The 8353-nt window shown below is 71.4% G+C and carries 11 protein-coding genes and 1 pseudogene; 7 read left to right on the top strand and 5 right to left on the bottom strand.

The features are described 5' to 3' along the window. The 3 genes from C1I99_RS26160 to C1I99_RS26150 all read left to right on the top strand — a co-directional run. Positions 1–729 (top strand): MFS transporter (locus C1I99_RS26160; protein ID WP_325049241.1); only part of this gene is annotated, 729 nt, incomplete at its 5' end. 91 nt (positions 730–820) lie between these two features. Then, positions 821–1369 carry a SigE family RNA polymerase sigma factor gene (locus C1I99_RS26155; protein ID WP_233512722.1) on the top strand — a complete coding sequence of 183 codons (549 nt, stop codon included), beginning with the start codon at positions 821–823 and terminating at the stop codon, positions 1367–1369. Then, a complete protein-coding gene (locus C1I99_RS26150) occupies positions 1366–2547 on the top strand; it encodes a hypothetical protein (protein WP_111136848.1) in 1182 nt (393 codons plus the stop codon). Before C1I99_RS26155 ends, C1I99_RS26150 begins: the two co-directional genes overlap by 4 nt. Before the next feature lie 79 nt (positions 2548–2626). Here C1I99_RS26150 and C1I99_RS26145 read toward each other — a convergent pair whose 3' ends face one another. The 4 genes from C1I99_RS26145 to C1I99_RS26130 all read right to left on the bottom strand — a co-directional run bounded on the left by C1I99_RS26145 (position 2627) and on the right by C1I99_RS26130 (position 5078). Beyond that, the gene (locus C1I99_RS26145) at positions 2627–3529 is read right to left on the bottom strand and encodes a sulfurtransferase (protein ID WP_111136847.1); all 903 of its coding nucleotides are present in this window, start codon (positions 3527–3529) and stop codon (positions 2627–2629) included. A gap of 132 nt (positions 3530–3661) precedes the next feature. Beyond that, on the bottom strand, positions 3662–4429 hold the full coding sequence (locus C1I99_RS26140) for an SGNH/GDSL hydrolase family protein (protein WP_111136846.1): 768 nt from the start codon (positions 4427–4429) through the stop codon (positions 3662–3664). A gap of 92 nt (positions 4430–4521) precedes the next feature. Continuing rightward, positions 4522–4893: a hypothetical protein gene (locus tag C1I99_RS26135; protein WP_233512721.1), complete on the bottom strand. Its 372-nt coding sequence runs from the start codon at positions 4891–4893 to the stop codon at positions 4522–4524. Continuing rightward, positions 4866–5078 carry a hypothetical protein gene (locus tag C1I99_RS26130; protein WP_233512720.1) on the bottom strand — a complete coding sequence of 71 codons (213 nt, stop codon included), beginning with the start codon at positions 5076–5078 and terminating at the stop codon, positions 4866–4868. The genes C1I99_RS26135 and C1I99_RS26130 overlap by 28 nt, the downstream gene beginning before the upstream one ends. A gap of 234 nt (positions 5079–5312) precedes the next feature. Between C1I99_RS26130 and C1I99_RS26125 the strand changes: the two genes are divergently transcribed. Both C1I99_RS26125 and C1I99_RS26120 read left to right on the top strand, forming a co-directional pair. Then, the gene (locus C1I99_RS26125; RefSeq protein WP_111136845.1) at positions 5313–6116 is read left to right on the top strand and encodes a helix-turn-helix domain-containing protein; all 804 of its coding nucleotides are present in this window, start codon (positions 5313–5315) and stop codon (positions 6114–6116) included. Beyond that, positions 6107–6289 (top strand): DUF397 domain-containing protein, encoded by a 183-nt coding sequence (locus C1I99_RS26120; protein ID WP_111136844.1) that lies wholly within the window; start codon positions 6107–6109, stop codon positions 6287–6289. The genes C1I99_RS26125 and C1I99_RS26120 overlap by 10 nt, the downstream gene beginning before the upstream one ends. 111 nt (positions 6290–6400) lie before the next feature. On the opposite strand, the pseudogene C1I99_RS34225 reads toward C1I99_RS26120, so the two are convergent. After that, positions 6401–6595, bottom strand: a pseudogene (locus C1I99_RS34225) (aldehyde dehydrogenase family protein); the annotation flags it as partial. Positions 6596–6702: 107 nt separating this feature from the next. Here C1I99_RS34225 and C1I99_RS26110 point away from each other — a divergent pair. After that, the gene (locus C1I99_RS26110) at positions 6703–7122 is read left to right on the top strand and encodes an SCP2 sterol-binding domain-containing protein (protein ID WP_111136843.1); all 420 of its coding nucleotides are present in this window, start codon (positions 6703–6705) and stop codon (positions 7120–7122) included. Beyond that, on the top strand, positions 7088–8353 hold a 1266-nt coding region (locus tag C1I99_RS26105; RefSeq protein ID WP_325049240.1), incomplete at its 3' end, for an amylo-alpha-1,6-glucosidase. The genes C1I99_RS26110 and C1I99_RS26105, both read left to right, overlap by 35 nt.

Here is an 8353-nt window from a genome sequence, read left to right as displayed (position 1 = left end):
GTTCGGGAGGGAGTGGGGTGGTTGTGGAGGGAGCGCACGTTGTGGCGGGTCACCGTGCTGACGGCGGGGAGCAATCTGGCGATCGCCGGGCTGATGGCCGTGCTGGTGCTCTACGCGCTGGACGTGCTCCGGGTGCCGCCGGCCGGGTACGGGCTGTTCGCCGCGGCGGCGATCCTCGGCGGCCTTGCCGGGGCGCTGGGGGCGGGCCGGCTGGCCGGCCGGCTCGGCACGCTGCCCGCCCTCCGGCTGGTGCTCGCCGCGCAGACCGTCGCGCTGGTCGGCTTCGCGCTGGCCCGACACCCCGTGCCGGGCGGGCTGGCGCTGGCCGTCTTCGCGGCCGGCACCACCGTGTGGAACAGCCTCTGGGCGGCGTACGGGCAGCAGCGCGTCCCGGCCCGGCTGCTCGGCCGGGTGGGCGCGGCCCAGCGGATGGTCGGCCTGCTCACCGCCCCGGTCGGCGCGACGCTCGCCGGGCTGGCCGGCGCGGCGTACGGGGTGGCGCCGGTGGCCGCTGCGGCGGCTGTCGTGTTCGCGCTGGTCACCCTCGCCGCGTGGCGGGTGCTCGGGCCGACCGGTGCCACCCGGCGCGGCCCGGCGTCGCGGGCGCCGGAGCAGCCGGCACCGGCCGGCGCGGTGCGGGGTGGCGCGGCGACGGGGCCGAGTGACCCAGGCAGGATGCGCGTCAGACCGCCGGACCTGCCGGTGCCCGGCTCGCGGCGCGATGGTTGAGGCCGGACAGACGCAGGGCGACCCCAACCATTCCGCCACTCCCGAGCGTCTGTGTGGTGACGGGGATCGCCGGTCGGCGAGGGGATGGTCGATGGCACGGATGCGGACGGCGGACGACGGGCGCGACGCGTACGTGGCGTTCGTGGCGAGCCATCAGCACCGGCTGCTGCGCGCGGCGTACCTGGTCTGCGGCAACCGGCACCAGGCCGAGGACCTGCTCCAGGACGCGCTGCTCAAGCTGGCCCTGCGTTGGCCGTCGGTACGCGAGGGCGACCCGGCCGCGTACGTGCGGGCCATCCTCTACCGGGACGCGGTCTCCTGGTGGCGGCGGCGCCGGCGGGAGTGGCTGAGCGCCTACCCGCCGGAGCGGGAGACCCGGGACGCGGACGGTGTGCTGCGACTCGCCCTGCACGACGCGCTGGGCCAGTTGCCGCCGCGCCAGCGGGCGGTGCTGGTGCTGCGCTACTTCGAGGACATGACCGAGGCGGCCACCGCCGAGGCGCTCGGCGTCACCGTCGGCACCGTGAAGAGCCAGTGCCACGCGGCGCTGCGTCGGCTCCGCGAGGTGGCGCCCGAGCTGGGCCGGGCCGAGGGGCGCCTCGACGGCGACCTGGCCACCGAACCGGAGGTGACCCAGTGAGGGAAGAGGAGCTGCACCGGCTGCTGAGCGTCGCGGCCGAGGACGTCCGGCCGTCGCAGCCGGCGTCGACGGGCTGGGACCGGGCCCGCCGGGTCCGCCGCACCCGCCGGGCCGCCGGCGCCGCGGCGCTCGCCGTCGTCCTGATCGGTGGGGGTACGACGCTGGCCCTGGGCCCCGCCGATCGACCGGTCCCGACCACGCCCGCCTCGCCGACCGCGAGCCCGGTCCCGAGCGCACCACCGGTACAGCGGCCACCGGACGAGCTGACCTACCCCGGTGACCCGCTCGGCCGCCTCGGCGACCCGGTCAGCGCACCCCTCTCCGCCCGGCCGGTACGCCAGGCGCTGGCGCTCTACCAACCGATCGACCCGGAGACCGGCGTCGAGGGCCGGATCCGGGTGCTCGGCGACGACGGCCTCGTCCGGGACCTCGACGTGGTCACGCCGGCCCGCACCCGCGACGTCGAGGGCAACGAGGCGGTGCCGCTGAAGACGGGGAGCCTCTCCCCGGACGGGCGGGCCGCGGCCTTCGCCCAGACCGACGAGGTCATCGTGGTGGACCTGACCACCGCGAAGGTCCGCCGCTACCCCCTCAGGGGCTACCTGGAAAACGTCCTCTGGGCCGGCGACCGGCTGCTCGTCGGCGACAACGACACGACGTACGAGGTGGACCGGGGCAGCGGCGCCGCCCGGAAGCTGACTGCCTCCCCTTGGGACCTGGTCGGACCCGACCCGGCCGCCCCGACAGACAGCTTGCTGGAGCTGGGCGGCACCCCGGAGAGCCTGGTCCTGAGGCGGTGGAGCGGCGACGGCACGCAGCGGCACGACTCCCCGGTCGACGTCCGCGCGCTGCCTCGCGGCAACCGGGTCGACGAGTTCTACGGGCGCGGCTGGCAGCGGAACGACCTGGTGGCCCGGGCCGGCTGGCTCACCACCGGTCAGGGGCAGGGGGTCGAGGGAGTGGCGGTACTGGACACCAGGACCAGCTTGGTCGTCCGCCTGCTGGACGTCGGCACCGGCCGCTGGAAGGGCTGCTGCGAGGTGCTCGGCTGGGACTCCGACGGGGCAGTGCTGCTCCGCCACGACCCCGGCGGGCTGCTGCGCTGGCAACCGCTGACCGGTGAGGTGACCGGCGTGATCCGGGACCTGTACGGCGAGGTGTCGCTCGCTGCCCGCTGACCAGCCGCGCCACTGCCCGGCGTACCGTCGCCGGGGCCGATCCCGCGCGGCGGGGCCGGCGCGCGGGACCGGCGCCCGGTCAGCTGCTCAGGCCGCCGGGCTGGTCGCCCTTGACGACGGGGGCCCGGACCAGGTTGCCCCACTCGGTCCACGAGCCGTCGTAGTTACGCACCTGCGGGTAGCCGAGCAGGTGACGCAGCACGAACCAGGTGTGGCTGGACCGCTCCCCGATCCGGCAGTACGCGATCACGTCGTCGTCCGGGCTGAGCCCCAACTGGTCGGCGTAGATGGCGCGCAGCTCGTCCGGGGACCGGAACGTGCCGTCGTCGTTCGCGGCGGACTTCCACGGCTTGTTGACCGCCCCCGGGATGTGCCCGCCGCGCAGCGCGCCCTCCTGCGGGTAGTCCGGCATGTGCAGCATCTCACCGGTGTACTCGCCCGGCGAGCGCACGTCGACCAGTGGCCGCCCCACCGCCACGTGCGCCATCACCTGCTCCCGGTACGCCCGGATCGGCGCGTCGTCGCGCTGCGGCACCGGGTACTGGGCACGGGGCCGGGCCGGCTTGTCCCGGGTCAGCTCCCGCCCCTCGGCGATCCACTTCTGCCGGCCGCCGTCGAGCAGCCGCACGTCGGGGTGGCCGAAGAGGGAGAAGACCCAGAGGGCGTACGCGGCCCACCAGTTGAAGTTGTCGCCGTAGAAGACCACCGTGTCGTCCCGGCCGATGCCCTTGGCGGCGCACAGCTCGGCGAAGCTCTTCGCGTCGACGTAGTCCCGGGTCACCTGGTCGTTCAGCTCCAGGTGCCAGTCCACCTTGACGGCGCCCGGGATGTGGCCGGTGTCGTAGAGCAGCACGTCCTCGTCGCACTCGATCACGACGAGGCCCTCGTCGCCCAGGTGCTGGGCCAGCCACTCGGTGGTGACCAGCCGCCGCGGGTCCGCGTACGACTGGAGTCGGGGATCGGGATCGCTCGGCACAGACATGAGCCCCAAGGTACGCCCGATCCCGGGTCGGCGGCCCCGCTCCCGGAATCGGGGGCGACGGATGTGTCGGGCGACACGCGACAGTGGCGCGACCCGCCGACCACAAAGGATCGATTCGGCGGAGTGCGCGGGTCAGTCGGAGACCGGGCCGAGCACCGGGCGCTTCGCGGTGACCGTGTCGCCGGAGGAGCGGCCGGTGAGCCGGCGCTTGATCCACGGGGCGAGGTGCTGGCCGGCCCAGCGCAGGTCGGCCGCGCGGGCGGCCAGCCACGGCGTGGGCGCCGGGTTCTGCGGCACCATCAGCCACTCCTCGTCGCAGCCCACCCCGAGCGCGGTCAGCACCTGCCCGGCCACCCGCCGGTGCCCGGCCGGGGAGAGGTGCAGCCGGTCGGTGCTCCACAGCATCGGGTTCAGGTAGGTGTCGTCGGCGTAGAGGTCGACCAGGATCGCCCCGTGCCGCTCGGCGGTCTCGCCCACAACCTGGTTGAGCAGCTGGACCCGGGGCGCGACGAGCCGCTGCCCGGGCAGCCGGGCCATCACGTCGGCGAACCGGAAGAGGATCACGTCGGCCCCACCGGAACGCAGTTTCCGCACCACGTCGTCGAAGCGGGCGACCAGGGAGTCCGGGTCGAAGGTACGGCGCAGCACGTCGTTGCCGCCGGCGGCGAAGCTGATCAGGTCGGGTTTCATGGCGACCGCCGCCGGCACCTGCTCGGCCACGATGTTCGGGAAGAGCCGGCCCCGGATGGCCAGGTTCGCGTACCGGAACTCCGGGCCGGCCTCGGCGGCCAGCCGGGTGGCGACCAGGTCCGCCCAGCCCCGGTAGCTGCCGTCGGGGTACGGGTCGTCCATGCCCTCGGTGAAGCTGTCTCCCACCGCCACGAAACTGCGCCAGCGCACGCGCGCCTCCTCCGACGTCCCGGTAGACCGCGGTCAGTTTGTCACCGCGCCCGCCGGGTCCGGTGCCGTCTGACCGACAAACGTGGCGGAGGTCATCGATCCGGGTCCGCCGGCTCGACCAGGGGCCGGCGGTACGGCCCCCAGGCGACGAACCGCTCGAACAGCTCGCGCGGCGTCGGCCCGTCGTGCGGGTTCAGCCGGAACAGGTCGTGGGTCGCCTCGTGGTAGAGCCCCGACAGGTAGATGGCCAGGTCGACCAGGCGGTCACCGTACTCGATCTTGAGCAGTAGCCGGGCCTCCGCGCACGGCCACGGCCGCCCGCACGCCCGGCACAGCCACAGGGGACGGATCGGCAGGTGCGGCGGACGGTCCGCCGGATAGGCGCGGGGCCGGTCCGGGTGCGGCCCCAGCCGGGGTACGGGGAGACCGCCGGCGATCACCACCGGCCCCCGTTCGCCCGCCACTCCTGCGCCCGGGTGAGCCGTCCGGGGCGACCCGGACCCATGGTCGGGAAGACCCGGGTCGGTTCCCGCATCCAGTCCGGGAGGTTGGTGTTCCGGACCCGGCGGGGCAGCGGGGGCGGTGGCAGGGCCGTCCGGCACCGGAACGCCGGCCGGCCGGCTGGCCACCGACGGAGCGGGTTGCTCATGTCGACCTCCTCCAGACGTGGAGTGGGGCCGCCCCTGCACTGGGGGTTCCTTGGGCGGCCCCACGTCGGCCCGCCCCGTCCCTCGGGTCGGATGGGAGCGGGACCGCTGCGTGACAGTCTGGTGAGGACGAGACTACGGTCGGAAGGCATCGACGGCGGCCGTGGCGAGGCCCGAGCGGTGGGACGTCCCGGCGGCGGATGTCCCCGAAGTTTCTGGACGATCGTGGAGGAACTGTGGAAGGTGAGCCCACCTCGGAGCTGGTCCGGGCGCAGTTACGCCGGCTGCGGCTGAACGCCGAGCTGAGCCAGGAGGAATTCGGGAAGCTCGTGCACTTCTCGGGCTCCCAGGTGTCCGCCGTCGAGCTGGGTCAGCGACCGCTGGACCGGTTCTTTCTCAAGCGGGCCGACGAGGTGCTGAAAACCGGCGGTCTGCTGACCTCCCTGCTCAAGATGGCGGAGCGCGCCGGCCAGCCGAGCTGGTTCCGCCCTTGGCTCGAAGCCGAGCGCGACGCCCAGCAGCTTCGCTGCTACCACCCCACGCTCGTCCCCGGCCTGCTTCAGACCGAGAACTACGCCCGCACGGTGATCCGGGCCGACGGCATGCTCAGCGATGGCGAGGTGGAGAAGCGGTTGGCGGTACGAATGGATCGGCAGTCCATCCTCGTCCAGCCGCAGCCGCCCCAACTCGTCGCGGTGCTCGAGGAGTACGTGCTACGACGTGCGGACGAAAGCTTCCGGGGCCTGATGATCCAGCAGATCGCCCACCTCATCGAGTGCGCCGAGCAGACGCACATCAGCGTGCACGTCATTCCGGCCGAGATCAGCATTCACGTCGGGCTCGCCGGACCGTTTACCCTCGCGCGAGGCGGCGACGGCGGCTGGGTCGGGCATCTAGAGAACCAGCTCGGCGGCGCAACGATCGACAATGATGAAGAAGTAGCTACCCTGCTGACAAGGTGGGAAAGCATCCGGAGCGAGGGCCTGCCCCACCGCCAGTCGGTCGAGCTGATGAAGGAAGTGATGATGTCATGGAGCTGACCGGCGCGACCTGGCGCAAATCCACCCGCAGCGGCAACGGCGAGTGCGTCGAGGTGGCGGACAACCTGCCCGGCGTCGTCGGCGTCCGCGACAGCAAGGACCGCACCGGCCCGGCCCTCACCTTCGACCCGAGCAGCTGGCGCGCCTTCGTCGAGTACGCCAAGGGCCACTGACTGCTGGTCCACTCCATGTACGCGGCACTGGGGTATCCCGTACGGCACGACACCACACCATCGGCGACATGGAGTTGGCGTCATCAGGTGGTTGGCAATCGTGGCCGGCTTGACCGCCGCGCCGGCCGCCGCCGCAATGCTGGCGCCCACCCGCGTCGATCCGGTGAAGGAGATCTTGTCGATGCCGGGGTGCCTGCTCAGGGCAGCTCCGGCGGCTTCACCGCCGGTGACCACGTTAATCACGCCGTCGGGGTAGCCAGCCTCGGCAACGGCGCGCGCCTCGGCCCTTCGTCGAGCTGAAACCAACAATTCCCACGTACCCGGCCCGCTAGTCTCGTCCTTTTCGGGTGAGGTCCAGTCACCCTCGGCGCTCCTACTCTGCGGCTGCTGGCGGACCGTGGAAGGGTGAGCGGATGGCCGACACCATTGTCGATTTCCTCATGACGCTGGGCCGGAACGAGAACCCGAGGCTCAAGGACCTGCCGGGATGGGCGCGGGGAACCATCCGCGTGGACATACAGGGTGACGGCCGGACCGAGCGCTGGTTTGTCACGTTGCAGAAGGGGAAGGCGCGGGTGTCGCGCGTCGGTCCCGAGCCCAAGGCGGTCGTGTGTGGCCACCGGTTGGTGTTTGACCGGATGGCCAGAGGTGAAGCCAAGTTCTCCCCGTCGTTCTTCCGGAACGATCTCGCCGTCGAGGGAGACCTGAGGTTGGCCGACGCATTCGGAAGGATGCTGTTTCCCGGCCCTCCATCGGCGCAGCACCCCCGGGAGTTCACCCGCAAGGAGGCCGCGCGGCATGATCGAAAAAACCATCAGCATCCTGGACGGTAACACGTTCATCGTGACCGACGAGCGGGGCGATGTCATCCCGTCGCCGACCTATCCGACCGGGTTGTTTTCGTTCGACACGCGGTTTCTGTCGACCTGGCGGCTGAGCGTTAACGGTGAGCGGCTCAGCGCTCTGTCCCGGGATGACGTGCAGTACTTCGAGAGGCACTTCTTCCTCGTTCCCGGGGAGCCGACGCACTATGTCGACGCGAAGGTTTCGGTTATTCGCGAGCAGTTGATCTCCCAGGATTTCACCGAACGCCTGACGGTCCTGAACCACGACATCGAGCCGGCTCGCTTCACCGTGCGGGTGGAGATGGGAAGCGATTTCGCCGATCTGTTTGAGATCAAGGACGTGCGGGCCAAGAGCGGGATGACCTCGGTGCGCCGGGAAAGTGGCGACCGCCTGTGTTTCCGCTATGAGCGGGGCAACTTCCGGCGCGGCACGATCATCTCCAGCACAGTTGAGGCCCGGATCGACGACGCGGGGATGACCTTCGAGATCTACCTGGAACCGCGGTCGTCCTGGCGTACCGAGCTGCACGTACAGCCGGTCATCCAGGAAGCCCGGGGTGACGAGTCCCGGACCATCTGGAACGCCTACCGGGCAAGGGCCAGACCGAAGTTGCGGCAGGATCTGGACCGCTGGCTCGCACGGGCACCATGGTTGATCTGCGACTACGAGCCGCTCCAGACGGCGTACGAGCGGAGCCTCGTCGACCTGGCCGCCATGCGATACGCATCGCTGACCAATCCAACAGCTCCGTTGCCAACGGCCGGTTTGCCCTGGTTCATGACCATCTTCGGGCGGGACAGTACCTTCATCTGCCTGCAGGCCATGCCGTTCGCGCCGCAGTTGGCTCCGCCCGTGCTGCGTCTGCTGGGGCTCCTACAGGGAGTGACGCTGGACGATTTCGAGGAGGAGGAGCCGGGGAAGATCCTGCACGAGTTCCGCTACGGGGAGCTGGCCGCGTTCGAGGAGCAGCCGCACACGCCCTACTACGGGTCGGCGGACGCCACCCCGCTGTTCGTGATCATGCTCGACGAGTACGAGCGATGGACCGGGGACGTCAAGCTGATTCGAATGCTTGAGCACAACGTCCGGGCGGCGTTGGACTGGATCGACGAGTACGGCGACCTGCTCGGCAACGGCTACATCTCCTACTGGCGGCGCAACACCGTCAACGGCCTGGAGAACCAGTGCTGGAAAGACTCCCCGGACTCGATCTCCTAC

It is taken from the genome of Micromonospora deserti (assembly GCF_003236335.1).
In the GTDB taxonomy this organism is placed as follows: Bacteria; Actinomycetota; Actinomycetes; order Mycobacteriales; family Micromonosporaceae; genus Micromonospora; species Micromonospora deserti.
Note: the sequence above shows the minus strand (reverse complement) of the source record. Positions and strands in the feature narration are given on the sequence as shown.